This is a genomic window from Methylotenera mobilis JLW8 (genome assembly GCF_000023705.1).
GTDB lineage: Bacteria > Pseudomonadota > Gammaproteobacteria > Burkholderiales > Methylophilaceae > Methylotenera > Methylotenera mobilis.
Genome location: NC_012968.1, coordinates 688,644 through 715,441, shown reverse-complemented (window position 1 = coordinate 715,441; position 26,798 = coordinate 688,644). Strand labels below are relative to the sequence as shown.

Here is a 26,798-nt window from a genome sequence, read left to right as displayed (position 1 = left end):
TTTATACTAAATCTCTGCAACCAAACACGTACAATCATCATTAATGCCTTTTTCTACAACATACTCTTGTAGCTCATCAGCTAAATTATTGATTGAAAAATGTTTTGTTGATATTTGTATTATTGTCTTTTTAGAAATTACTTTGTAAAAACCGTCACTAATTAGCATTAATCGATCTTTTTCTTGCACATCAAATCCATTTTCATAAAGTTCGAAATCTCTATTGCTTGCTAACACAGAAAGAAGAACGTTTTTTCTTGGATAGTTTTTTGCACGAATTGGACTGATAACACCTTCATCCACCAGTTTTTTAAGCTCCGTTTGATCCTCTGTGCGCGTCACTAAACCAGAGCTCCTCAAATGATATAGGCGGGTATCACCTACATGCCCCACTCTAGCGTAATTATTTTTTAATATACAAACTGTTAATGTTGTTTGTAAAGTAGAAACTGAAGAGATTTTGTTTGATTCAAACACCAAAACCTCTTTAATAGAGTTAAATAGAGTTGAGAAGGAAATATCTGGGTTATTCTTGACTTCGCTAATAGTTTTATTAACCGCCAATTCAGCCGCATATCCAGGTTGACTTGAGCTACCCACTCCATCTGCTATAACCAATAAATATGTTGCTGGGGAAATTTCCTCAACAAGAAATCTATCCCCATTATCTAAATCTTTTTTAGGAATTGTAAATCCTACATTTTGCATAATTTAGCGAACTATTATTTTTTGTAAAATTGGATGCAGACTATTACTATTAGCATTTATTGAGCGCTCGACATGGGACATAAATCTTATGAATTCGAACTCCAAAATCTCAACATCCATAACGATTTTATTTGCGACGTTTTCAGGTAACTCCTGTCCAGCTAAATTCATAAACCGTCTTTCAACAACCCACCTGTTATGTGATGCCCCTAAATTTAATAAACTCAGAATAACGAGAGACTTTAATGCAACATCACCCAACTCATAAAGTTTCATCAACTTATCCGACAAAACATCACAATACTCAAAATTGAAGCCGCCTTCACCCTCAATAATGTAATTACAAAAGTCACTGCCAAATGCTCCTAGTAAGTCAGGAGCCTCATTTTTTAATTGCTCTAAATGATTATTTCTAAAAGCTTTAAATACTTGATGACATTTTGCTAGGTTTTGTTGATTATCCTCAATGAATACAAAAACCTGATCCCATTGTTGTTCAATTAATAAGTCATTGTTTTCCAAAAGCTCAATAACTGTTTGCTCCGCAGAACTTAAGAATTTAACATCTTCAGAGGATAATGCATCAAATAAATCAGCCCTTAAGTCAGCTATTGAAGAATATCGTCTGGCTGCAAGATTTTTAGTACATCTAGAGGCAATCTTACCGATTGGACCTCCAAGCTGCACCTCTGTGTAGGGCACTCTATTAGCTCCCCCTCCGAATATATCAAAAAGAATTACTCCAAATGAATATATATCTGACGCTGCAGTTGCTCGCTTTAAATTATTAATAAGCTCAGGGGCGGCATAATTAACCGTACCACCTCCTGCGCCACTTGGCGTTAGTGTAGTAGTTTCACCTAACGATGCTGTCATTAACCCGAAGTCGGAGAGTGAATACCTTACGCCTCCATCAGCACTAGTAAACTTCAATACATTTGCTGGCTTCAAATCTCTGTGAAATATACCAGCTTCATGAATAGCTTCTAGCCCAGTAAGAATATCAAAAAGTGCTTGTTGAGGCTTACTACCTAGTGTTCTGTCTTTTTTTAATTCTTGCTGTAAAGTGCAATCAGCTAGCTCCATTACAAAATAAGGAGGTATTGCTGAAATATCGTGACCAACAATCCTGACAACATTAGGATTTGCAATTTTGCTTTGGTACTTCACTTCCCTAGAAAATCTCTTCACTAGATCTTCCATAGATACATTTCCATTTGCAACGGCTTGTTGCAAAACTGGGCTAGGCTCCAAAGTTTTGATTGCAACTTGATACCCATGCTCATCAATTGCCAAGTTAACTTTGCCAAATGATCCGCTTCCAAGCTCTTGTATAATCGTGTACACCATCAAGTTATCCTACTTCTGCCAAGCATCTTTAAGCGTCACCGTGCGGTTAAACACTGGCTTACCAGCCACGCTGTCTTTTCTATCTGCCACAAAGTAGCCATGGCGCTCAAACTGGAAGCTTTCTTCCGGTTTAGCGTCTTTTAGGCTCAACTCTAATTGCGTAGTAATCACTTGCACTGAGTTTTGGTTAATATCGTCTAAAAAGTCTTTGTCGCCTTCGCCTGGGTGTGCTTCTTTAAACAAGCGGTCATATAAGCGCACTTCTGCTTCATAAGCATGCGCTACGCTTACCCAGTGGATGTTGCCTTTGACTTTCACGCTATCTGAGCCTGGTGTGCCGGATTTAGTATCTGGCAGGTATTCGCAATGCACTACGGTCACTTTGCCATCTGCGTCTTTCTCGCAACCTGTGCATTTCACTACATAGCCGTAGCGCAGGCGCACCATGCCCTCTGGTGTTAAGCGGAAAAAGCCTTTGCTTGGCGTTTCCATAAAGTCTTCGCGCTCTATCCATAGCTCTTTGCTGAGCTGCACGGTACGTTTACCTAGCTCTGGTTTGAGTGGGTGATTAGGGGCAAAGCAGTCTTCACTTTGGCCTTCTGGGTAGTTATCAATCACCAGCTTGATTGGGTCTAGTACGGCAATGCGGCGCTCTGCGTCTGTATTCAGCACTTCACGCATGCAGTCTTCAAGGATGCTGTACTCAATCCAGGAGTCTGCTTTACTCACGCCGATACGATCGGTAAACAGTTTGAAGCCAGCGGCGGTGTAACCACGGCGGCGCGCACCCGCAATGGTAGGTAAACGCGGGTCATCCCAGCCGTTTACGTGCTTTTCTTCTACCAATTGAATCAGCTTACGTTTTGAAAGCACCACATAGGTGAGGTTTAAACGTGCAAATTCATATTGTTTTGGTAGCGGTTCAGCTAACAAACCAGGCTTTTTGTTTCCGCCGACGTCCTCAGTCGGCTCTGCCAAGCGTAGCAATAACCAATCATAGAATGGACGCTGGTCTTCAAACTCCAGCGTGCAGATAGAGTGGGTAATGCGCTCTAATGCATCTTCAATCGGGTGCGCAAAGGTGTACATTGGGTAAATGCACCATTGATCACCAGTGTTGTGGTGATGCGCGCGGCGCACGCGGTAAATCGCAGGGTCACGCATATTGATGTTAGGCGATGCCATGTCGATTTTAGCGCGCAGCACCATGCTGCCATCAGCGTGTTTGCCATCGCGCATTTCGCGAAAGCGCGCTAAGTTTTCAGCAACGGTGCGGTTACGGAAAGGTGAATCTTTGCCTGCCTCTGTCAGCGTACCGCGGTTAATACGCATTTCATCTGCGCTTTGTTCATCGACATAAGCGTGGCCGTTCTCAATTAGGCTTTCTGCCGCACGGTACATAAAGTCAAAGTAGTTGCTGGCAAAATACAAGTTGGTTTCGTTAGCGTTATCCCAGCCAAAACCTAGCCATTTCACTGCATCTGAAATGCTATCTACGTATTCTTGGCTTTCTTTTTCTGGGTTGGTGTCATCAAAACGTAAATGGCAGATACCGTCAAAATCACGCGCTAAACCAAAGTTTAGGAAAATAGACTTTGCATGGCCAATATGCAAATAACCATTAGGCTCTGGCGGGAAGCGCGTGCGGATTTTTGCAGTGTCAACAACACCTGTGTCTTGATGCGCCGCATCACCGGGGCTGCCTGCCCACTTTTTGGTGGCGTATTTACTTTGAGAAAGGTCTTTCTCAATAATGGCGCGGATAAAATTAGAAGCAGCAGGGATTGGTGTTTTTTCAGATGACATAGCAACAAATTCAATTAAAGTTGCCGTTATTTTACACTAGCTTACTTACTTGTATGTGCGCGTGTGTATTTGTAAGTGTAGAAATTGATTGCATGTAGCGCCCGATCTAACTAACCGCTATGCTTTACTTTAAAAAACAAACTGCTAACTTGGCCAAATTCAGCTTATCTACATGCCTATGCTAAACTTAGGCCATGACAAACAGCCTGACTTTCCCGATATTAAAACACCTCGCAGATGGCAAGTTTCACTCTGGTGAAGCCATCGCACAGCATTTTAACGTGAGCCGCGCTACGGTGTGGAATGCATTGCAACATGCCGAAAGTCTAGGCGTTGAGATATTTTCTGTGCGTGGTCGTGGTTATAAGTTAGCGCATACACTCGCCCTGCTAGATAAACAAGCCATTACCAGCCACATAAGCCCGCAACACGCATGGCTGAATATAGAGGTGTTTGACACCATAGACTCTACCAACAGCTACCTGATGCAAAACATGAGCGCCAAAACACATGGCACTTGCGTGATTGCCAACCTGCAAACCAATGGCCGAGGTCGCCGCGGCCGTGAGTGGCAAGCTAGCTTGGGGGCGAGCCTGACTTTTTCACTGTTATGGCGCTTTCAGTGCGGAGCAGCTGCGTTATCCGGCTTAAGCTTGGCTGTAGGCGTTGCACTGATTCGTGGCCTGCATGAGATAGACGCAAGCGCAGCCCAACTCAAATGGCCGAATGACATTCTGGTCAACCAGCAAAAACTAGCTGGCATCCTCATTGAGTTGCAAGGCGATATGGATGGCCCCAGCACCGCAGTGATTGGCGTAGGTATTAACCTACACTTACCTGAACAGCTATTGCAAAAGATTGACCAGCCGGTGACAGATTTAAACCATGCCACGCCATCAAACGTTAACCCTAACGCCCTGATGGCAAAGCTGTTAGAGCACATGGTCGAGGTGTTATCCACTTTTGAACAAGCTGGCTTTGATGCATTACGCGAAGAGTGGGTCGCGCATCACGCCTATCATCAGCAACCTGTACGCATGCTGATGCCGGATGGTAGCGAAGTGACTGGCGTAGTACAGGACATTAGTGACAATGGCACCTTAATTGTAGAAACCGCCAATGGCTTGCAAAAAATGATGTCCGGCGAAATCAGCTTGCGTAGCGCCAAACAGGCAGATAGCGCTTGACGTTAAAACGCTGAGGTAAAAAAACTTAGTGTTAGAATAATACGCAATCATTCATTTCTTTCGCATTGGCACGCATAAACATGGTGTTAACAATTGACGCTGGCAACACAAAAACAAAATGGGCATTGTTTGATGCGAACGGAAACATCTGCCATCAAGACGCATGCTTAAATACAGAAATTGCCACCGCCAAACTATTGCCAAACACGCTTAGCTGCACTCAAATCGTGATCTCTAATGTTGCAGGTGCACAACGTGCGGAGCAGCTTCAACAACACATCACGCCATACCAAGCTACCATCACTTGGGTCACTGCCAGCAAAAAAGCCGCTGGCGTAGTCAACAACTACACTACTCCAGAGTCACTAGGTACGGATCGCTGGGCGGCGCTTATCGCAGCGTGGCACATGCAGCATGCAACGTGTGTGGTAGTTAACGCAGGCACCGCCACCACGATAGATGCCATTATTCGCCGAGAAAATGCAGACAGCAGTTACGGCGAGTTTATTGGTGGCATGATATTGCCTGGCATAACACTAATGCAAACAAGCCTAGGTGCAGCCACTGCTCTGTTACCCAAAGCTGCTGTAGCCATTAACCAGCAAGCCAGCATTCCGCCATTTGCCAACAACACCAGCGATGCTATTGTCAGCGGGGCAATTCACGCCACCTTGGGTGCCATTAAACAGATGTTGCAAGCAGTTACTCCGCAAGGCCAAAAACCCACCCTGATACTGAGTGGTGGCAATGCAGGCTTAATACAGCAAGCACTCGCGCAGCAAGATTACAGCGACAGCAGCGTTCTAGACGGAAAAAAAACTGTTACCATCACTGCTACCATCGTAGATAACTTAGTATTGCAAGGCTTGTACCTACTGGCGCAGCCGGCAATGAACAACAACTCATAAAGCACATCGTCATGAAATACCTTTTTTGGCTATTCGCATTCATTAACATTGGCTTATTTGGCTATTTTAATCGTGACGTCATCCTGCCGCAGCCAGCACCAACGCAGCAAGCAGAGATTTCACCAGAAAAAATCAAAGTGCTATCTCAGCAGCAAATTGATGCGATGAGCAAGAAAGAACAACAAGTAGCAGAGGTTAAACCTGCGCCCATCGCAGATGTTTGCTTTGAATGGAGTGTTTTTTCCGATGCTAACCTCACCAATGCACAAGGTGAGCTAGGTAAGCTCTCATTACAAGCCACGGTAAAAGAGCAGACCATACAAGCATCTAAACGATTTTGGGTATATAGGCCGCCATTTAAATCAACCGCCGAAGCGTTCAAAAAAGCTGCGGAGTTTAAAGCAATGGGGGTAACCGACGTATTTGTGGTGCAAGAGCCTAAATGGAAAAATGCAATTTCATTTGGTATTTTTAACGATGAGCAATTAGCCGCCCACTTACAAAAAGAGCTGCAAGCCAAAGGGATTAAAAACGTAGAAAAAGCCTTGCGTACCCAAGGTAAAAGCTACTCCAGCTTACTACTCAAAAACTTGAGTGAGAATGAGATAACCGAGATTAAAAAGCTAAAACCAAGCTTCCCAGCAGCAGAACTCAAAGAGGTTAGCTGCGGCGCGGCTTAAACGCGCCTCTTGAGCACGCCCATTAAAGCCAGCCTATGCCGGGAACAGCTTACCCGGATTCAACACATTGTTTGGGTCAAACGTCAGCTTGAGTGATTTCATGACACCTATCGTAGTTGCATCAATTTCACGCGGCACAAATGGGCGCTTTGCCATGCCTACGCCGTGCTCACCTGACAAGGTACCCTGCAACGAGAGCACTAAGCTGAAAACTTCATCCAAGCATTGGTAGGCACGTTTCATTTCATCAGCATTATCCGGGTTCACCAGCAAGTTCACGTGAATATTGCCATTGCCCGCATGGCCAAAATTCACATTTGAAATTTGGTGCTGCGCCGCAAGTTGCTCTAAACCTGTTAGTAATGCCGGCAAATGTGAAACTGGCACGGCAATATCTTCATTAATCTTTTTAGGGGCAATGTCTTTGAGCAATGGCGACAAGGCCTTGCGTGCTGCCCACAGTGCCTTAGTGTCATGCGCTGGCTTAGCTTCGATCAAACCAGCTACTTGGCACGCCTGCAAAATGGCCTCGGTAGCTTCGGTAATTTCCTGTTGCGAGCCATCTACCTCTATCATCAAATAAGCACGTGCATTTTCAGGCAATAGATTTTGATGGCGACTGCGAATCAAGGTTAACGCACCGTTATCCAAAAACTCCAAAGCACTCGGTGTATAAGGCTGCGCCATAATGGCAGCAATCGCCTTGGCACAGCTTTCGGTATCAACAAACTCAGCAGTAATGCCGCCGGTAAATTTAGGCAAAGGCGTTAGCTTCAACGTTGCCTCACAAATCACAGCTAACGTACCCTCAGACCCTACCAACAAACGAGTTAGGTCATAACCCACGACACCTTTACTGGTATAACAGCCGGTTTTGATGATTTCACCTTTACCAGTTACAGCTTTTAAGCCAAGAATATGGTCACGCGCCACACCGTATTTCACCGCGTGCGGCCCAGCCGCACAAGTCGCTAAATTACCGCCAATACTGCAATAAGCAGCGCTTGAAGGGTCTGGCGGCCAGAAAAAGCCTACCGGCTTTATCTCATCTTGCAGCACCTGATTTAGCACCCCCGGCTCCACAATCGCCATACGATTATCCGGGTCTATGCTGATAATTTTATCCATACGCTCTAATGAAAGCGCAACACCACCAGCCTCGGGCACACTGCCACCTGCGGTACCCGTACCGCGACCACGCGGCACCACTGGCACTTGATGCTCATTGCACAACACGATTACGGCTTGTACTTCCTCTATGGTGAGCGGAAAAACAACCGCGATTGGGCTATGGTAATTACGTGAATTATCATACGCATAAGCATAGCAATCTACAGGGTCTGTATAGACGCGGTCCGTAGGTAAAATGTGTTGCAACTGCAGCAGAAAAGCAGCTTGAGTGGTATTGGTCATGGTAACAAGAACAAAAGATTATCGACAACTGTTTTTTTATCGCTGGCAATTGCCGGCTCTACTGGCTGTGCACCAATCATCACCTGACCACGTTTATTCGCCTTGCGATCAAATACCAGATTATCACCCATCACTACCCTAACCCAATCCGGATAGCTATAGCCGTTACCATTATAATCATCCAGTATGGCACCTACGCCGCCGCCATAAAATACGTTACCCACCATACCATCATTGACGCGGGAAATTAGGGTTGCATAACCTGTAGCTTCGCCCTCCTTCTCGCAAGTAACCAATAGATTTTGCGCAGAGCGATGTACAGTAAGCGGGCCAGAGGAAAAAACTAGCCAATCACCACGCTCATTTCTGGCGCGACATTTAGCGTTGGCAATCAGCGCATTATCTTTTGAATATGTTTCAATTTGCACCCGTTGATAATCTTCTTTGGTGAGTGACGCACAGCCACTAAACATACTGACCATCAGCGCTAGCGAAATATATTGAAATAACATCTTCATTGCCTTGGCCTTTTTTGAATTTGAACTAGCCGAGCATTACACATGCTAGACCAGTTCAACATTTACACAATCAAGAAATTAGCGCTTTTTGATGTAAAGATCGGTAATCGTACCCTCTTTCATCTCTGCCGCAAAACACACAGTTTCAGATAAAGTTGGGTGGGCATGAATCGTTAACCCTAAATCATGTGCATCTGCGCCCATTTCAATCGCCAATACCGCTTCCGCCAATAATTCGCCGGCATTCACACCAACAATACCCGCGCCAATCAAGCGATGGGTCTCTTTATCAAAGATTAGCTTGGTTGCACCCTCGGTACGTGCGATAGAAAGCGCACGACCACTTGCCGCCCAAGGGAAGCTGGCTTTTTCAATAGCCATGCCTTTGGCTTTAGCTTCAGTTTCTGTCACGCCCACCCAAGCCACTTCTGGGTCGGTATAAGCAACTGATGGAATCACAGATGCAACAAACTCTACTTTTTCGCCAGCAATCACTTCAGCCGCTACTTTAGCTTCATGGGTTGCTTTGTGTGCCAACATAGGCTGACCAACAATATCGCCAATCGCAAAAATATGAGGTACGTTGGTGCGCATTTGTTTATCTACATTGATAAAGCCATAATCATCCACGGCCACGCCTGCATTCTCTGCACCAATGTTTTTACCGTTGGGACGGCGACCAATCGATACTAGTACGCGGTCGTATACTTCAACACCTTTTGGAGCATCTTCATTGCCATTTACGCCTTCAAAGCTGACATGAATACCGTCCGCTTTAGGCTCCATCTTAGCCACTTTGGTGCTAAGCATAATCGCTTCAAAGCGCTTTTCCATACGTTTTTGTAATGGGCGCACTAAATCACGATCACAGCCTTGAACCAGGCCGTCGGTAAACTCTACCACGCTCACTTTTGAGCCTAGGGCGTCGTATACAGTCCCCATCTCCAAGCCGATAATGCCGCCGCCAATCACTAGCATGCGTTTAGGCACATCAGCTAACGCCAAGGCGCCGGTTGAATCCATAATGCGTTCATCTGCTTCCACACCCGGGAATTTGGTTGCTTGTGAGCCTGCAGCAATAATTGCATTCTCAAAACCTACTGTAGTTACTTTGCCATCGGCCGCGGTCACCGCAATTTGGTTAGCGCTGGTGAATTTACCTACTCCCTGTACCACGGTTACATTACGCTGCTTGGCCATTGCTGCTAAACCGCCGGTCAACTTACCAACCACATCATTGGCTTTCCAATCACGCAATTGCTCTAAATCTACTTGTGGCGCACCAAACTTCACACCGTGATGGCTAGACTCTTCAGCCTCGGTAATCACTTTGGCCGTATGCAACAATGCTTTAGATGGAATGCAACCTACGTTCAAACAAACGCCACCCAAGGTTGAATAGCGCTCAATCAGCACCACTTGCTTACCTAAGTCTGCTGCGCGGAAAGCTGCGGTGTAGCCGCCAGGGCCACTGCCTAACACCACAACTTGTGTATTGATATCGCTATCACCAACAGTCACTGCAGCAACCGGCGCTGCAATTGGTGCAGCTGCAGGAGTTACGGCTGCAGGAGCTGCAGCTGGCACTTCAGCTTTCACTGGCGCAGCTGCTTCAGCAGCTTCTACGGATAAAATGAGTGAGCCTTTTGCGACTTTATCGCCTACTTTAACGTTAATTGCTTTGACAACACCTGCGTGTGAGGATGGAATATCCATAGACGCTTTATCAGACTCTACTGTAATCAAAGAATCTTCTTTAGCAATTGTGTCACCAGCTTTAACCAGCACTTCAATCACATCAACACTATCAAAGTTACCGATATCCGGCACCAATACTTCAACTAAATTACTCATGCACACCCTTTGTAAACTTTGGTTATTTGTTGCAATTTTAACATCAAACCTCTCATTTTATCGCCTACTAACATGCAATAACCTTGCTGCGATACAGCAAAATGGCAACTAAACCACACAGATAGCAAAAGGAAAAGGAGCGCCGACTGGTGTGCAATTAGCCAGTTAAGAAGTCGTTAACTGCACATATTGCAGGCGCATGTGTTTTCTACACATGGTTAGCGTGCAGCCTGCTAACGGTTAGGTCGCCGCAAACTGCAGTTGCTCTATAGGAACAGGTCTGCCAAACAAGTAGCCTTGATACAACCGACAGCCGTAGCCCTTCAGAATGTCTAGCTCAAGCTCGGTTTCTACACCCTCAGCAATCACATTAATACGGAAGTTATTGGCCAGGTCGATAATCGTTTTCACCATAATGGCATCGTTAGGGTCATAGGCCAAATCACGCACAAAGCTCTGATCAATCTTTACTTGGTCAAGCGGCAGTTTTTTTAGATAAGAAAGAGAAGAGTAGCCTGTACCAAAGTCATCTAATGACAACTTCACCCCCAGCGCTTTCAATGCGTGCATTTTCGCAATCACATCGTCCACGTCTTCCAGAATCACACTCTCCGTCAACTCCAGTTTCAAACGAGAAGCATCAATTTTATGCAGATCGATTGCCTGTTGAGTCGATTGCACAAAATCTAATGCCCTGAACTGATGTGCGCTTACGTTCACCGCAATCATTAAGTGCTTTTTCTCTACGCTTTTCGCCCACTCTGCTAATTGCATGCAAGCAGTATTAATCACCCAATGCCCGACATCCAGAATTAAAGCACTCTCCTCTGCAATCGGAATAAACTCTATAGGTGAAACAGTACCGCGCTCAGGGTGTATCCAGCGGATTAAAGCCTCGGCACCAACCATGCGCTGATTGTCATCCACTTGCACTTGATAATAGAGCGCTAATTGCTGCTTCTCAATCGCGTATCGCAACTCACTCTCCAAGCTCGCACGCACGCTCAGTTTTTCCTGCATGGCAGGGTCAAAGAAGCGCAGTGTATTTCTACCGGCTTTTTTCGCCTGATACATAGAGATATCGGCTTGCTTCAGCAAATCCTCGATTTCATGCTCATCGCCACTAAACAAGGTGATGCCGATACTAGACGTGCTTTGGTACTGATGCGTACCGAACTGGCATGGCTCGTGTAGCGTAGATAAAATTTTATTGCCAATTTGCTCAGCAATCGCGGCCGCTTCGGTCGCATTGCGGTCTAAATCTTCAAGCACCACCACAAACTCGTCACCGCCAAAACGCGCCACCGTATCACCAGCTCGCACACAATGACTTAGTCGCTCAGCCTGCAGTTTCAACAGCAAGTCACCGGTACTATGCCCCAAGGTATCATTCAGCACTTTAAAGTGGTCTAAATCCACAAATAGTAATGCACCTTTTTTACCAGTACGGCTGCTTGAAGAAAATGCCTGACGCACGCGGTCTAACAATAATAAACGGTTAGGCAGATTAGTTAACGGATCATAAAACGCCAGATGCTCAATCTGCTCAGATGAAGCCTTGCTTTCGCTAATATCGGTAAACACAGAAACATAGTTGGTGACTTTGCCATCTTTATCCTTCACCTCGGAGATAGTGATACGCTCAGGGTAAATGTCGCCATTTTTACGTCGATTCCAGATCTCTCCACACCAAGTTCCTGTGGTATTCACCCTATCCCATAGAGCTTGATAAAACAATTGATCGTGCCGGCCTGAACTTAAAATCCTCGGGTTTTTACCCACGACATCCTCGGCAGAATAACCGGTAATCGTGGTGAAGGCAGAGTTAACCTGCAAAATTGAGCACCCTGCATCTGTAATTAAGATACCATCGGAAGACTCAAACGCAGTTGCCGCAATGCGTAAAGATGTCTCCGCATTTTTAAGCGCAGTGATATCGGTAGAAATGCCACATAGCCCCCAAATCTTGCGATCTGCCTCATTCTCATAAATAGGCGTTTTTATTTGCAGAAAAGTGCGCTTTTTATCATCGTCAGACACGGCCTCAATCTCTTCGCAAGCGTCTTCCCCCCGCTCTATAACGCTCTTATCCACACTCCTACTTTTCTCCAGTGTCCTCGCTGAAAAATATTTCCCTTCATCTATCTGCACTAGATCATCAACTGAGCACTTGAAAAAATCTAAGGTCATGCGATTCGCATACACATATTTACCGTTGATATCCTTGATGTAGACAAAGGCTGGGATATGATCCAACGCCTCGCTTAAGCGATGGCTTTGATTTAAGGCAGAGGTGAGCTCGGCGGTTCTCTGCTGCACGCGAGTTTCCAGCTCGGCATGAGAGCGAGCCAAGGCTTGGTTAAGTACTTGTAAGCTTTGCGCAGAAGGTGCTTTTAACGCCAAAGGCATAATCCACCAAACGGCAACGGCAGTAGCAAAAGAAACAACGCCGGTAAAAGCTTTGGCATAAGCGCTGGCCCAGTAGGAGGGGTACCAGATGTTGACGATGTCAAAAATGTGCGTGACACCACACGCAACAATAAACACCCCAAACACCACCATCAACCACCTGTATGGAATATCTGGCCGCTTTTTTGCAAAGTACCATAACCCAAAAGGAATTGAAAAATAAGATAGTGCAATCACCGCATCTGAAACCACCATCGTCCATAGCAAGGATGGGTTCCACGTGAGGCAAAATCCATGCGGAAGCAATGACTGCTCCCCGAACGTTTGACCAAACCACTCCATATTACCCTCTCGATTACTTGTTCATCACTAGGAATGCACATCTATTGAGAAATCTACAACTATAATAAGTAGCCACAATGTATCGTGGTATCAGTCACTTAATGTCATATTACAGCATCAGCCCACATTTTTGTTTTAGTCTATCTCTCCATGCAGATAATCGTAAAGTGATAAATGAGATTTCGAACCATTTCAATGAAAAATCCAATAAATTAGAAACCCTGTCAATCTATACAAAACCATCTCCTCTTTCATCTAAGTTGCCAGCCCAAAAATAAAAAAGGACTGTTTCTGCATCTACAGAAATCAGTCCTTTTGGGATGATGCCTGATTACTAACCTCAGGCATACGCAGCATTACTCAGCTAATTACAGTAACAGTCTGCGCACATCACTTAGCATCATGCGCATATGGCTAGTGAAACGTGCACCATCTGCACCATCAATCACACGGTGGTCATATGACAATGACATCGGCAAAATCAAGCGTGGTTCAAAGCTATTAGTATCTTTGTTATATACCGGCTGCATAGATGAACGTGACACACCTAAAATCGCCACTTCTGGGCAATTAATAATGGGCGTAAACATGGTACCGCCAATACCGCCCAAGCTAGAGATAGTGAAGCAACCACCTTGCATTTCTTCTACTTTCAACTTGCGCTCACGTGCTTTAGCAGACAAGTCCATCAAGTCACGTGCGATATCCAGCACGTCCTTTTGATGCACATCACGCACTACCGGCACCACTAAGCCATCAGGTGTATCGCAAGCGAAACCGATGTTGTAGTAGTTTTTCAAAATCAGCGCATCGCCATCAGCAGACAATGAAGCGTTGAAATTAGGGTAAGCTTTTAGCGCATTGACGGAAGCTTTAATTAAAAACGCTAACATCGTAAGCTTAACGCCACGTTTTTCAGCATCAGCTTGCATGGATTTACGGAAGTCTTCCAAATCAGTAATATCAGCTTCATCAAACTGCGTCACGTGCGGTGCAGTTACCCAGTTACGGTGTAAGTTTGCACCTGAAAGCTTCTTAATGCGTGATAAAGGTTTAGTCTCAATCGCACCGAATTTGCTGAAATCGATCACTGGCATAGGTAATGTAGCCAAGCCACTAGCGCCAGCCGCCATGTTTTCAGTACGCGGTTTTGCTAATTCGCCTTTCACATAAGCCTGTACATCGCTTTGTAAAATACGATTCTTAGCACCAGTACCCTTCACCAATGCCAAATTCACGCCTAATTCACGCGCAAATTTACGGATTGATGGGCTTGCATGTGACAGCTTGCCAGATACAACCACGATGCTTTCAGCCACAGGAACTGGCTGTTGCGCTGGCTGTACTGGTTTTGGTGGCTCTGGGGCTGGGCGTGTTGGCTCAGGAATCACCGCTTTTGGTGCTTCCACCACGGCAGGCGCTGGCGCTGCAGCTTTTACTTCCACCGCTGGGGCTGCATCGCTCACATCTAATGTGATGAGCAGTGTGCCTTGCGCTGCCTTGTCTCCAACTTTGATTTTCACTTCTTGCACAACACCAGCAAAAGGTGCAGGAATATCCATAGAAGCTTTATCAGACTCGACCGTAATCAAGGAGTCATCTTTGGCAATCACATCGCCAGCCTTAACTAATACTTCAATTACATCCACGCTATCGAAATTACCGATATCCGGGACAAAAATATCTTGAACTGCCATCTATGTGTATCCTTAAACTGTCGTTGGGTTTGGCTTGTTCGCATCCAAACTGTATTTTTTAACGGCTTCAGCCACTTTAGCCACTGGCAACTTACCTTCATCGCTTAACGCTTTAAGCGCAGCAACCACTACGTAGTAACGATTCACTTCAAAGAAGTCGCGTAACGCTTCACGGCTATCTGAACGGCCAAAACCATCCGTACCCAAAGCTACAAACTTATTCGGCACAAAACGTTGAATTTGCTCAGCAAAGCTCTTCATGTAGTCAGTAGACGCAATCACAGGGCCTTTTGCATCTTTCAGGCTAGCAGCAACATAGCTCACTTTTTGCGGTTTTTCTGGGTTCAGCATATTCCAGCGGTCACACTCTAAACCTTCACGACGCAACTCTGTAAAGCTCGGCACACTCCACACATCAGCAGAGATACCCCAGTCTTGCTCAAGCAACTCAGCCGCTGCAATCACTTCACGCAGAATCACGCCACTACCCATCAACTGCACTTTTTCACCCTTAGCTTTAGACTTACTAAAGCTATACATGCCTTTGAGGATGCCTTCAGCGCTGCCTTCAGGCATTGCAGGGTGGCTGTAGTTCTCATTCATCAAGGTAATGTAGTAATACACATCCTCTTGGTTTTGCACCATGCGGCGCAGACCTTCTTGAATAATCACTGCCAACTCATAAGAGAAGGTCGGATCATAAGAAACACAATTCGGAATCGTTGCAGACATCAAATGGCTATGGCCATCTTCATGCTGTAAACCTTCACCGTTCAAAGTTGTACGGCCAGCGGTAGCACCTAATAAGAAGCCACGTGCACGTGAGTCACCTGCCATCCAAGCCAAGTCGCCCACACGTTGGAAACCAAACATTGAGTAGTAAATGTAGAACGGAATCATCTGCACGCCAGTAACGGAGTATGACGTTGCCGCAGCTAACCAGCTTGAGAACGAACCAGCCTCATTAATACCCTCTTCTAGAATCTGGCCATCTTTTGATTCTTTGTAGTACATCACCTGGTCTGAGTCTTGTGGCTCATACAACTGACCTTGGCTTGCATAGATACCTAATTGGCGGAACATACCTTCCATACCAAAAGTACGTGCCTCATCCGGCACGATAGGCACTACATATTTACCGATTTGCTTATCGCGCACCAAGGTAGATAAAATACGTACGAACGCCATGGTGGTAGAGATTTCACGGTCACCAGTCGCGGTCAGCATATTTTCAAATGCTGATAATGCAGGTACAGTAAGCTCGTTACCTTTACGGCGACGTTGTGGCACAAAACCGCCCATCGCTGCACGGCGCTCTGCCATGTACTTCATTTCAGGCGAGTCTTCTGCTGGTTTGTAGAAGCTCAAGTTCTCTACTTGCTCATCAGTAATAGGCAAGTCAAAACGGTCACGGAATTTCTTCAATGACTCAATATCCATGCTCTTTTGTTGGTGTGTAGTATTTTGACCTTCACCAGCTTCGCCCATGCCATAACCCTTAACGGTCTTAGCTAGAATTACAGTTGGCTGACCTTTGTGGTTAACAGCTGAGTTATAAGCAGCAAACACTTTATGTGGATCATGACCACCACGGTTCAAGCGCCAAATGTCTTGGTCACTCATCGCAGCAACCATTTCTTTCAGCTCAGGATATTTACCAAAGAAGTGCTCACGCGTATACGCGCCACCCTTTTGTTTAAAGTTTTGGTACTCGCCATCCACGCATTCTTCCATGCGTTTCTTGAGCAAGCCGTCCTTATCCATCGCCAATAGTGGATCCCAGTAAGAGCCCCAAACTACTTTCAATACATTCCAGCCAGAACCACGGAAGTCTGACTCCAACTCTTGAATGATCTTGCCGTTACCGCGCACAGGGCCATCCAAACGCTGCAAGTTACAGTTAATCACAAAAATCAGATTGTCTAGTTTTTCACGGCTTGCCAATGAAATTGCGCCTAATGATTCAGGCTCATCCATCTCACCATCACCACAGAATACCCATACTTTACGGTCGCTAGTATCTGCGATACCGCGGTCATGCAGGTACTTCAAGAAACGTGCTTGATAAATACCGGCTAAAGGCCCTAAGCCCATAGAAACTGTAGGGAACTGCCAAAAATCTGGCATTAACCAAGGATGTGGGTAGCTAGGTAAACCATTACCGCCAGTTTCCTGACGGAAGTTATCCATTTGCTCTTCTGTAATACGGCCTTCTAAAAACGCACGTGCGTACACGCCAGGTGATGAGTGACCTTGGAAGTAAACACAATCGCCACCAAAGTTTTCATTCGGTGCACGGAAGAAATAGTTAAAGCCTGTATCGTAAAGTGTTGCAGCCGACTGGAAGCTCGCAATATGCCCACCTACACCAGGTGACTTCTCATTGGCACGTAACACAGTCATCACTGCATTCCAACGTACCAACGCACGCACTCTGCGCTCCATTTCAGGATCACCAGGCAGCTTTGCCTGCAAATGTGTAGGAATCGTATTTAAATAAGCTGTCGTCGCTTTGTAAGGTAAGTTACTGCCTGAGCGACGAGCTTTATCAATCATTGCCTCAAGTAAGAAATGCGCACGCTCAGTGCCCTCATTCTCAATAACGGCCATTAAAGCATCAAGCCACTCTTGCGTTTCTTGACTATCAATATCGGGATTATTCAAAGGTGTGTTCAATGACATTCAGTTGTAGCTCCGTGAGCCGCACTTGCCCGCTTACCTAATCGTACACCTAACTTCGCAGGCGCAATCTTCTATCGACTAATCAAGCAAAAACAAATACAGCGTGTCTGAAATACCGCGCATTCAAAAATGCGTTGTAAATTAATTTTTTATAAAACAGTAGTGTGGCTTTTTTAGTGGTTTTGGTCAAGTTTAGTCGCGTTTTTTCGGCATTTTGCACATCTATCTTATACATAATCACAACATTTACTATAAGAGTTAAGACTAGATAACCATTACTTAAAACACATGAAAATGTAGCTATCTTCATTAAAATACAAAAAATATAGCTAAAAATGCAACTTTAAAATCATTACGCAACAGCATGTAACCTGTGTAAGTTAGCAAAACATTCGTTATAAAACTAAAAATGAAGCTGATTACATGCAAAAGTTAAAATTTAATGCCTAAAACAAGTATTAATCAATACAACCATGCGGAAGTTCCTGCAAATAATTACTAGTCTAGCAATCATTAACAGCACAAGATAGAACACACACAAAAGTAAAAGGGTAGCGACGACTCACCCACTTCAGGACAACACAGCAAGACAATGACGGGAAATACAAGAGCGAGTGCTTTAAATGCGTGATAAGCGTATATTAAGCATACACAACAAGATGCAATTATTCTTTTTCATTTATTTGCTGGAGAGTATATATGCTAACCACAGAGTCTAGGCACTATTCACGCATCCAATTTAACGCTGCAGTCGAACTCAATATCCGTCTATTAGAGGATATTCACACTGCCCACTTGCTTGATATATCACTCAAAGGTGCATTAGTTGAAACAGATACGCCAATCTCTTCATTTATACAAATGCGTAGCTGCCTAATGACGCTTACACTAGGCAATAATGGTGAAAAAATCACAATGCAAGGTAAAGTGGTCCACCATGCAGGCCGCCTAGTCGGCTTAGAAGCATTGCATATGGATGTAGACAGTATGACCAACCTACGGAAACTGATTCTACTCAACACCGGTAGTGAAGATCTACTAGGAACTGAACTCAGCCATATGCTAAATAGCATAAAAATGAGAGCTTAACACCTGACACCTACAGCATCACCTGGCGGCGTCGCCTGCGTCACCCCTCTCAACGAAGCTCAGATAAAAGAGGAGCCCGCTGAAGGCCATAGCCGGCACTTGATGCCTTATCAGCGCCCCTATGCGCCCTACAGACGTAAAAAAGCCCTGTCACTCACGTAACAGGGCTTTTGGTATAAATAGCTTGGCAGTGACCTACTTTCGCATGCAAAAAGCATACTATCATTGGCGCTGGTTCGTTTCACGGCCCTGTTCGAGATGGGAAGGGGTGGGTCCAAACCGCTATGGCCGCCAAGCATAACTGGTGTCTCATGTGTTTAATCTTCAAACACACAAGCGATTATGCTGTGTTGCCGTCTCATTTTCATGAGGCGTCTGTAACAAATTGGAAGAAGTAAAGTCTACGATGTTTTCACATCGGATTAAATTGGGCTATTGATTACATTATCTTGCTTTAAAACAACCATTAGTCTTGATTAAGTTCTCAAGTTTTAAGGTTATAGGATCAAGCCTCACGAGCAATTAGTATCGGTCAGCTTAACGCATTACTGCGCTTCCACATCCGACCTATCAACGTCCTGGTCTCGAACGACTCTTTAGGGGGGTTAAACCCCCAGGGAAATCTCATCTCAAGGCGAGTTTCACGCTTAGATGCTTTCAGCGTTTATCTCTTCCAGATTTAGCTACCCGGCTATACCACTGGCGTGATAACCGGTCCACCAGAGATCTGTCCACTCCGGTCCTCTCGTACTAGGAGCAGGTCCCTTCAAATTTCCAACGCCCACGGCAGATAGGGACCAAACTGTCTCACGACGTTTTAAACCCAGCTCACGTACCACTTTAAATGGCGAACAGCCATACCCTTGGGACCGGCTACAGCCCCAGGATGTGATGAGCCGACATCGAGGTGCCAAACTCCCCCGTCGATATGAACTCTTGGGAGGAATCAGCCTGTTATCCCCAGAGTACCTTTTATCCGTTGAGCGATGGCCCTTCCATACAGAACCACCGGATCACTATGACCTGCTTTCGCACCTGCTCGACCTGTCCGTCTCGCAGTCAAGCAACCTTATGCCATTGCACTATCAGTACGATTTCCGACCGTACCTAGGTTACCTTCGCACTCCTCCGTTACTCTTTGGGAGGAGACCGCCCCAGTCAAACTGCCCACCATACACGGTCCCCAGTCCGGATTACGGACCTAGGTTAGAACCTCAACAACATCAGGGTGGTATTTCAAGGTTGACTCCACGAAATCTAGCGACTCCGCTTCAACGTCTCCCACCTATCCTACACAAATCTTGTCAAAGTCCAATGTAAAGCTACAGTAAAGGTTCATGGGGTCTTTCCGTCTAGCCGCGGGTAGATTGCATCTTCACAAACATTTCAACTTCGCTGAGTCCCGAGAGGAGACAGTGTGGCCATCGTTACGCCATTCGTGCGGGTCGGAACTTACCCGACAAGGAATTTCGCTACCTTAGGACCGTTATAGTTACGGCCGCCGTTTACTGGGACTTCAATCAAGAGCTTGCACCCCATCATTTAATCTTCCAGCACCGGGCAGGCGTCACACCCTATACGTCCACTTTCGTGTTTGCAGAGTGCTGTGTTTTTATTAAACAGTCGCAGCCACCTTTTCACTGCAACCCCATCGGCCTTCGAGAGTAAATCTCTACAACCTACCGGGGCGCACCTTCTCCCGAAGTTACGGTGCTAATTTGCCGAGTTCCTTCTCCCGGGTTCTCTCAAGCGCCTTAGAATTCTCATCCTACCCACCTGTGTCGGTTTGCGGTACGGTCTCTATACAACTGAAGCTTAGTGGCTTTTCTTGGAAGCATGGTATCAATCACTTCACGTACAAGTACGCTCGTTATCACGCCTCAGCATTGACTCTCCGGATTTGCCTAAAGAATCTGCCTACACGCTTGAACCGGGACATCCAACACCCGGCTGACCTAACCTTCTCCGTCCCCACATCGCATTGTATACAGGTACAGGAATATTAACCTGTTTCCCATCAGCTACGCATCTCTGCCTCACCTTAGGGGCCGACTCACCCTGCGCCGATGAACGTTGCGCAGGAAACCTTGGGTTTTCGGCGAGGGAGCTTTTCACTCCCTTTATCGCTACTCATGTCAGCATTCGCACTTCTGATACCTCCAGCATGCCTCACAGCACACCTTCGCAGGCCTACAGAACGCTCTCCTACCATGCATACATTCCGAAGAATGCAGCATCCGAAGCTTCGGTTACGTGCTTAGCCCCGTTACATCTTCCGCGCAGGACGACTCGACCAGTGAGCTATTACGCTTTCTTTAAATGATGGCTGCTTCTAAGCCAACATCCTGGCTGTCTATGCCTTCCCACTTCGTTTTCCACTTAGCACGTCATTTGGGACCTTAGCTGTCGGTCTGGGTTGTTTCCCTCTTGTCCACGGACGTTAGCACCCATGGACTGTCTCCCGTAATTGCATTTCTCAGTATTCGGAGTTTGCAATGGTTTGGTAAGTTCTTATGAACCCCCTAGCCATAACAGTGCTCTACCCCCGAGAATGATATACGAGGCACTACCTAAATAGTTTTCGGAGAGAACCAGCTATTTCCAAGTTTGTTTAGCCTTTCACCCCTATCCACAGCTCATCCCCAAATTTTTCAACATTTGTGGGTTCGGACCTCCAGTACCTGTTACGGCACCTTCATCCTGGCCATGGATAGATCACTTGGTTTCGGGTCTACACCCAGCAACTAGACGCCCTATTCGGACTCGCTTTCGCTACGCCTCCCCTATCGGTTAAGCTTGCTACTGAATGTAAGTCGCTGACCCATTATACAAAAGGTACGCAGTCACGGAACAAGTCCGCTCCCACTGTTTGTATGCATACGGTTTCAGGATCTATTTCACTCCCCTCCCGGGGTTCTTTTCGCCTTTCCCTCACGGTACTGGTTCACTATCGGTCGATTACGAGTATTTAGCCTTGGAGGATGGTCCCCCCATGTTCAGACAAGGTTTCTCGTGCCCCGCCCTACTTGTCGTTACCCTAGTTCCACACACGGGATTTCGTATAAGGGGCTATCACCCTCTATGGCCGGACTTTCCATTCCGTTCTACTATCGCATGTGCTAAAAATAACAGGCTATTCCATGTTCGCTCGCCACTACTTACGGAATCTCGGTTGATTTCTTTTCCTCGAGCTACTTAGATGTTTCAGTTCACTCGGTTTGCCACCATCTCCCTATATATTCAGGAGCGGTTACCCTTGCGGGTGGGTTTCCCCATTCGGACATGTCCGGATCAAAGCTTATTTGCCAGCTCCCCGAACCTTTACGCAGGCTATCACGTCCTTCATCGCCTGTAATCGCCAAGGCATCCACCATATGCACTTATTCGCTTGATCCTATAACGTTAAAACCTGAACCCTTTTTAAATTCAGATCCCATGATGCATGAGACATCCGTCATAGGCTTTTCTAAAGCAACTTTGTCATTATTCCAAGGTTATAGAATAATGACTGGTTTATTTCACTTACATTTATTTCAAGAACTTTCATTCTGAAACTCATGCGAGCAAAATGTTTCGATTTTGCAATCAATTACTACCCATTTTGAATACACATTTATCATCACAATAATATGTATTCACTTTACTTCTTCCATTTTGTTAAAGAACAGTCTAGTTAAAAACTAGAAGCAAAGATTGTATTCAAACAACACTTGCTTCTAATTTCTTACATACAGCATCAAATACTTGGTGGAGGATAACGGGATCGAACCGTTGACCCCCTGCTTGCAAAGCAGGTGCTCTCCCAGCTGAGCTAATCCCCCATTTTCAGGTGAATCTGGTGGGTCTGGATGGACTCGAACCATCGACCCCCGCCTTATCAAGACGGTGCTCTAACCAGCTGAGCTACAGACCCTCAAGGTTTACTTAGCGTTTCCGCCAATGTTTGGTCAATCATTGATGCTGCTGACTACTAACAACTGATAAGTGTGAATGCTTGCAAACTAAAGACGTCTCTAGAAAGGAGGTGATCCAGCCGCACCTTCCGATACGGCTACCTTGTTACGACTTCACCCCAGTCATGAATACTACCGTGGTAAGCGTCCCCCTTGCGGTTAGACTACCTACTTCTGGTAAAACCCACTCCCATGGTGTGACGGGCGGTGTGTACAAGGCCCGGGAACGTATTCACCGCGACATGCTGATCCGCGATTACTAGCGATTCCGACTTCATGTAGTCGAGTTGCAGACTACAATCCGGACTACGATCGGCTTTCTGGGATTGGCTCCACCTCGCGGCTTGGCAACCCTCTGTACCGACCATTGTATTACGTGTGAAGCCCTGGCCATAAGGGCCATGAGGACTTGACGTCATCCCCACCTTCCTCCGGTTTGTCACCGGCAGTCCCATTAAAGTGCCCAACTAAATGATGGCAATTAATGGCAAGGGTTGCGCTCGTTGCGGGACTTAACCCAACATCTCACGACACGAGCTGACGACAGCCATGCAGCACCTGTGTTAACGTTCTCTTTCGAGCACCAATCCATCTCTGGAAAGTTCGTTACATGTCAAGGCCAGGTAAGGTTTTTCGCGTTGCATCGAATTAATCCACATAATCCACCGCTTGTGCGGGCCCCCGTCAATTCCTTTGAGTTTTAATCTTGCGACCGTACTCCCCAGGCGGTCTACTTCACGCGTTAGCTGCGTTACTCATGGATTTTACTCCACCAACAACTAGTAGACATCGTTTAGGGCGTGGACTACCAGGGTATCTAATCCTGTTTGCTCCCCACGCTTTCGTGCATGAGCGTCAATATTATCCCAGGGGGCTGCCTTCGCCATTGGTATTCCTCCACATCTCTACGCATTTCACTGCTACACGTGGAATTCTACCCCCCTCTGACATATTCTAGTCTGGTAGTTTCAAACGCAGTTCCCAAGTTGAGCTCGGGGATTTCACATCTGACTTACCAAACCGCCTGCGCACGCTTTACGCCCAGTAATTCCGATTAACGCTCGCACCCTACGTATTACCGCGGCTGCTGGCACGTAGTTAGCCGGTGCTTCTTATCAAGGTACCGTCAACCTCACCCTTTATTAGAGGATAAGTTTTCTTCCCTTGCGAAAGAGCTTTACAACCCGAAGGCCTTCTTCACTCACGCGGAATGGCTGGATCAGGCTTTCGCCCATTGTCCAAAATTCCCCACTGCTGCCTCCCGTAGGAGTCTGGACCGTGTCTCAGTTCCAGTGTGGCTGGTCGTCCTCTCAGACCAGCTACTGATCGTCGCCTTGGTGAGCTTTTACCTCACCAACTAGCTAATCAGATATCGGCCGCTCCATTAACGCAAGGTCCGAAGATCCCCTGCTTTCCCCCGTAGGGCGTATGCGGTATTAGCTAACCTTTCGGTTAGTTATCCCCCATTATTGGATACGTTCCGATACATTACTCACCCGTTCGCCACTAATCAACCTAGCAAGCTAGGTTTCATCGTTCGACTTGCATGTGTAAAGCATTCCGCCAGCGTTCAATCTGAGCCAGGATCAAACTCTTCAGTTTAATTTCTGACTATTACTTTTTTCCTCTTTCGAGGTGGTTATTTCGCTTTTGCTTTATTACTTATAAATAAGTAATGACTCAAATTCATTTCCAAGGAATGTATTTCTACAGTCTTGTCATAAATTTCAGTGTAAGCACTTGTATTTTCTGAGTCTGAACTTAATGCCAATCAACTAAGTTAAATTTTAATGTAAACACTAAAACAAGTTAGTTGCGATTAAGTCAGCTGCTTTATCCACAAGCACCCACACTTATCAGTTGTTATATTGTTAAAGAACTTTTCGTTTCCGTCGTTACGCTTTGCGTTAACGAGGTGCGCATTATACAGAGCTTTTAAACCGCGTCAACTTTAATTTTGCAATACTAACTAATTAAAATTGACTGCATAACACAGCAAAAATACTTGGTTGCGGGAACAGGATTTGAACCTGTGACCTTCGGGTTATGAGCCCGACGAGCTGCCAGACTGCTCCATCCCGCGTCCGGCTCAACGCTGTTTAATACATGTCGCGTCGAGAGGTGAGACTATAGCAAAGACAGGAGGCCTCTGCAAGAACTATTGTGAGAATTTATGCTAAATTCAATCGTGCCATTTAACTAACTTCGGTAAATTCTATATAGATTAACGACTTAGTTAAATTAAGCCATTAATGCACGAACGCGCGCCAAATCACTTTCGGTATCGACACCTGCTGCAGGTGCATTTTCTGAAACACTTACTGCAATTTTATAGCCTTGATATAAGACACGTAATTGCTCCAAACATTCAAACTGCTCTATCGCCGCAGGTGCAAGACTGGCGTATTGCTTTAAGAAACTGGCGCGATATGCGTATATACCTATATGCCTATAAGCTGGGATACCTGACACCAACTCATTTGCGCTGCTATATGTATCTCTAGGGAAAGGAATGGGCGCACGACTAAAATACATGGCATGACCATTTACATCCGTTACGACTTTAACCACATTAGGGTTAGTAAAGTCAGCCTTTTCTGTAATAGTGTGACAGGCAGTTGCCATCACTGCGTGACTGCTAGCAGCTAAGGTTGTAGCAACTTCAATAATAAGTTTGGCATCAATCAGCGGCTCATCACCCTGCACATTGACCACAATTGCGTCATCACGCCAACCTTCAATCGCGGCCACTTCCGCAATCCGATCAGTACCGCTTACATGATGCGCATCCGTCATCACCGCAGCATGACCATGCTGGCGTACAGCAGTAGCAACCCGCTCATCATCTGTAGCAACAATTACTTGCTTAGCACCACTACTCTTGGCGCGCTCTGCCACCCACACTACCATCGGCTTGCCTGCAATATCTAGCAGAGGTTTACCAGGTAATCTAGTACTTGAATAACGTGCAGGAATTACTACATGAAACTCTGGGACGGCTTCTGAGCGATTATGCAATTTCTTCATCATCCGTCAGTTTACGAGCTTCATCTTCCAGCATCACCGGAATACCATCACGTACAGGGTATGCCAAACGCGCTGACTTGGAAATCAGTTCGTTAGTTGCTTTGTTATAAACCAAAGGTCCTTTGGTGACTGGACAGACTAAAATCTGTAAAAGCTTTGCATCCATTTAACTTCTCAATTTATCTAGTTTATTTAATATGATAGTCATTAACTGCGCATCAATCTCGGCGCTTACCGGCAACACCCAGTAATTGGACTGAGCAAAGAGGGCACACTTCACCGCATCTTTTTCTGTCATGATGACAATATCGGTTTTCAGCTCATCAAAATCCTGCGCACAATATTGATAATGATCATTATATGCCTTGCGTTTAAAATTCAAACCCATCGCACTTAATTGGTTAAAAAATCTATCTGGATTGCCGATACCGGCGATTGCTGTAATAGATTTACCTGAAAAATCTGCTGGCACCGCTACAGACTGGCGATGCGTAAGATTATAAAAGGTCGCCGCTTTTAATTGCATTTGCACCGATACTGGTGTGGCATACCCTTGCAAATTGGATGATGCCCCATTGCTAATCACCACATCTACTGCATTCAATCTACTGACCGACTCACGTAGCGGACCAGCTGGCAGCAGCGCACCATTACCAAAGCCTTTTACGCCATCAACAACCACCAGCTCCACATCTCTTTGTAATGCGTAGTGCTGCAAGCCATCATCGCTAATCAGAACATTGCACTCAGGGTGCGCCTTTAACAAAGCCAAGCCCACCGCTACGCGCTGCGCCCCGACAAAAACGGGGCAGGCAGTACGCATTGCGATCAACACTGGCTCATCCCCCATCTCAGTTGGGCTGCTGGTTGGCAATACGGATGCAATGCCAACTAAGTTACTGCCATAGCCACGGCTAATCACACCCGGCTTATATCCAGCTTGTTTTAACTGCTCCGCTAGCCAAATCACTACTGGCGTTTTACCTGCACCGCCTACATTGATATTGCCGACAACGATAACGGGAACAGAGAAACGGTGGCTATTTAACAAACCCAGCTTATATAGCAAGCGCCGGCAAGCAGTGATAATAAAAAAAAGCCAGGAGATTGGCAGCAACAGCAAATGCCACAGCGTAAAAGTAAGCCACTGCCTTTGCAACCAATCAGCCATTTCG

Annotated in this window: 16 protein-coding genes, 3 tRNA genes and 3 rRNA genes; 4 read left to right on the top strand and 18 right to left on the bottom strand. The window is 45.9% G+C overall.

All coding sequences use genetic code 11. The features are described 5' to 3' along the window. Positions 1–6: 6 nt before the first annotated feature. From MMOL_RS03390 to MMOL_RS03380, 3 genes are read right to left on the bottom strand one after another with little or no spacing between them, the layout of a single operon-like run. Complete coding sequence (locus MMOL_RS03390) at positions 7–708, bottom strand: PP2C family protein-serine/threonine phosphatase (RefSeq protein ID WP_015831611.1); 702 nt, start codon at positions 706–708, stop codon at positions 7–9. A 3-nt stretch (positions 709–711) separates the two neighbouring features. Further along, complete coding sequence (locus MMOL_RS11890; protein ID WP_015831610.1) at positions 712–2,058, bottom strand: serine/threonine-protein kinase; 1,347 nt, start codon at positions 2,056–2,058, stop codon at positions 712–714. A 9-nt stretch (positions 2,059–2,067) separates the two neighbouring features. After that, entirely contained in the window at positions 2,068–3,864 is a 1,797-nt protein-coding gene (locus MMOL_RS03380) for a glutamine--tRNA ligase/YqeY domain fusion protein (protein WP_015831609.1), read from the bottom strand. 194 nt (positions 3,865–4,058) lie between these two features. Between MMOL_RS03380 and birA the strand changes: the two genes are divergently transcribed. The 3 genes from birA (at position 4,059) to MMOL_RS03365 (ending at position 6,639) form a co-directional block, all read left to right on the top strand. Beyond that, positions 4,059–5,051, top strand: coding sequence for a bifunctional biotin--[acetyl-CoA-carboxylase] ligase/biotin operon repressor BirA (gene birA / locus MMOL_RS03375; protein WP_015831608.1), 993 nt, complete (start codon positions 4,059–4,061; stop codon positions 5,049–5,051). A gap of 80 nt (positions 5,052–5,131) precedes the next feature. Next, positions 5,132–5,959, top strand: coding sequence for a type III pantothenate kinase (locus tag MMOL_RS03370; RefSeq protein WP_015831607.1), 828 nt, complete (start codon positions 5,132–5,134; stop codon positions 5,957–5,959). 11 nt (positions 5,960–5,970) lie between these two features. Then, positions 5,971–6,639, top strand: a complete 669-nt coding sequence (locus MMOL_RS03365) for an SPOR domain-containing protein (RefSeq protein ID WP_015831606.1) — start codon at positions 5,971–5,973, stop codon at positions 6,637–6,639. Positions 6,640–6,672: 33 nt separating this feature from the next. Here MMOL_RS03365 and MMOL_RS03360 read toward each other — a convergent pair whose 3' ends face one another. The 6 genes from MMOL_RS03360 to aceE form a co-directional block, all read right to left on the bottom strand. Next, entirely contained in the window at positions 6,673–8,052 is a 1,380-nt protein-coding gene (locus MMOL_RS03360) for an FAD-binding oxidoreductase (RefSeq protein WP_015831605.1), read from the bottom strand. Further along, positions 8,049–8,570: a hypothetical protein gene (locus tag MMOL_RS03355; protein ID WP_148207844.1), complete on the bottom strand. Its 522-nt coding sequence runs from the start codon at positions 8,568–8,570 to the stop codon at positions 8,049–8,051. Before MMOL_RS03355 ends, MMOL_RS03360 begins: the two co-directional genes overlap by 4 nt. A 78-nt stretch (positions 8,571–8,648) precedes the next feature. Further along, the gene (gene lpdA, locus MMOL_RS03350) at positions 8,649–10,424 is read right to left on the bottom strand and encodes a dihydrolipoyl dehydrogenase (RefSeq protein ID WP_015831603.1); all 1,776 of its coding nucleotides are present in this window, start codon (positions 10,422–10,424) and stop codon (positions 8,649–8,651) included. Between the two features lie 240 nt (positions 10,425–10,664). After that, entirely contained in the window at positions 10,665–13,175 is a 2,511-nt protein-coding gene (locus tag MMOL_RS03345; protein WP_015831602.1) for an EAL domain-containing protein, read from the bottom strand. Between the two features lie 368 nt (positions 13,176–13,543). Further along, on the bottom strand, positions 13,544–14,872 hold the full coding sequence (aceF, locus tag MMOL_RS03340; protein WP_015831601.1) for a dihydrolipoyllysine-residue acetyltransferase: 1,329 nt from the start codon (positions 14,870–14,872) through the stop codon (positions 13,544–13,546). Positions 14,873–14,884: 12 nt separating this feature from the next. Continuing rightward, on the bottom strand, positions 14,885–17,554 hold the full coding sequence (aceE, locus tag MMOL_RS03335) for a pyruvate dehydrogenase (acetyl-transferring), homodimeric type (protein WP_015831600.1): 2,670 nt from the start codon (positions 17,552–17,554) through the stop codon (positions 14,885–14,887). A gap of 699 nt (positions 17,555–18,253) precedes the next feature. Between aceE and MMOL_RS03330 the strand changes: the two genes are divergently transcribed. Continuing rightward, a complete protein-coding gene (locus MMOL_RS03330) occupies positions 18,254–18,643 on the top strand; it encodes a PilZ domain-containing protein (protein WP_015831599.1) in 390 nt (129 codons plus the stop codon). A 182-nt stretch (positions 18,644–18,825) separates the two neighbouring features. Here MMOL_RS03330 and rrf read toward each other — a convergent pair. From rrf to lpxK, 9 genes are all read right to left on the bottom strand, one after another. Beyond that, a 5S ribosomal RNA gene (gene rrf, locus MMOL_RS03325) occupies positions 18,826–18,939 on the bottom strand. A gap of 205 nt (positions 18,940–19,144) precedes the next feature. Then, a 23S ribosomal RNA gene (locus tag MMOL_RS03320) occupies positions 19,145–22,037 on the bottom strand. A 351-nt stretch (positions 22,038–22,388) separates the two neighbouring features. Beyond that, positions 22,389–22,464: transfer RNA gene (locus MMOL_RS03315), tRNA-Ala, on the bottom strand. Positions 22,465–22,479: 15 nt separating this feature from the next. Next, positions 22,480–22,556, bottom strand: a tRNA-Ile gene (locus tag MMOL_RS03310). A gap of 104 nt (positions 22,557–22,660) precedes the next feature. Further along, a 16S ribosomal RNA gene (locus MMOL_RS03305) occupies positions 22,661–24,198 on the bottom strand. The 16S, 23S and 5S rRNA genes sit together here with 3 tRNA genes alongside, the layout of an rRNA operon. Positions 24,199–24,602: 404 nt before the next feature. After that, positions 24,603–24,679, bottom strand: a tRNA-Met gene (locus MMOL_RS03300). A gap of 158 nt (positions 24,680–24,837) precedes the next feature. After that, entirely contained in the window at positions 24,838–25,623 is a 786-nt protein-coding gene (kdsB, locus tag MMOL_RS03295; RefSeq protein ID WP_015831598.1) for a 3-deoxy-manno-octulosonate cytidylyltransferase, read from the bottom strand. Beyond that, the gene (locus tag MMOL_RS03290) at positions 25,607–25,789 is read right to left on the bottom strand and encodes a Trm112 family protein (RefSeq protein ID WP_015831597.1); all 183 of its coding nucleotides are present in this window, start codon (positions 25,787–25,789) and stop codon (positions 25,607–25,609) included. Before MMOL_RS03290 ends, kdsB begins: the two co-directional genes overlap by 17 nt. Continuing rightward, the gene (gene lpxK / locus MMOL_RS03285) at positions 25,790–26,794 is read right to left on the bottom strand and encodes a tetraacyldisaccharide 4'-kinase (protein WP_015831596.1); all 1,005 of its coding nucleotides are present in this window, start codon (positions 26,792–26,794) and stop codon (positions 25,790–25,792) included. Positions 26,795–26,798: the final 4 nt, after the last annotated feature.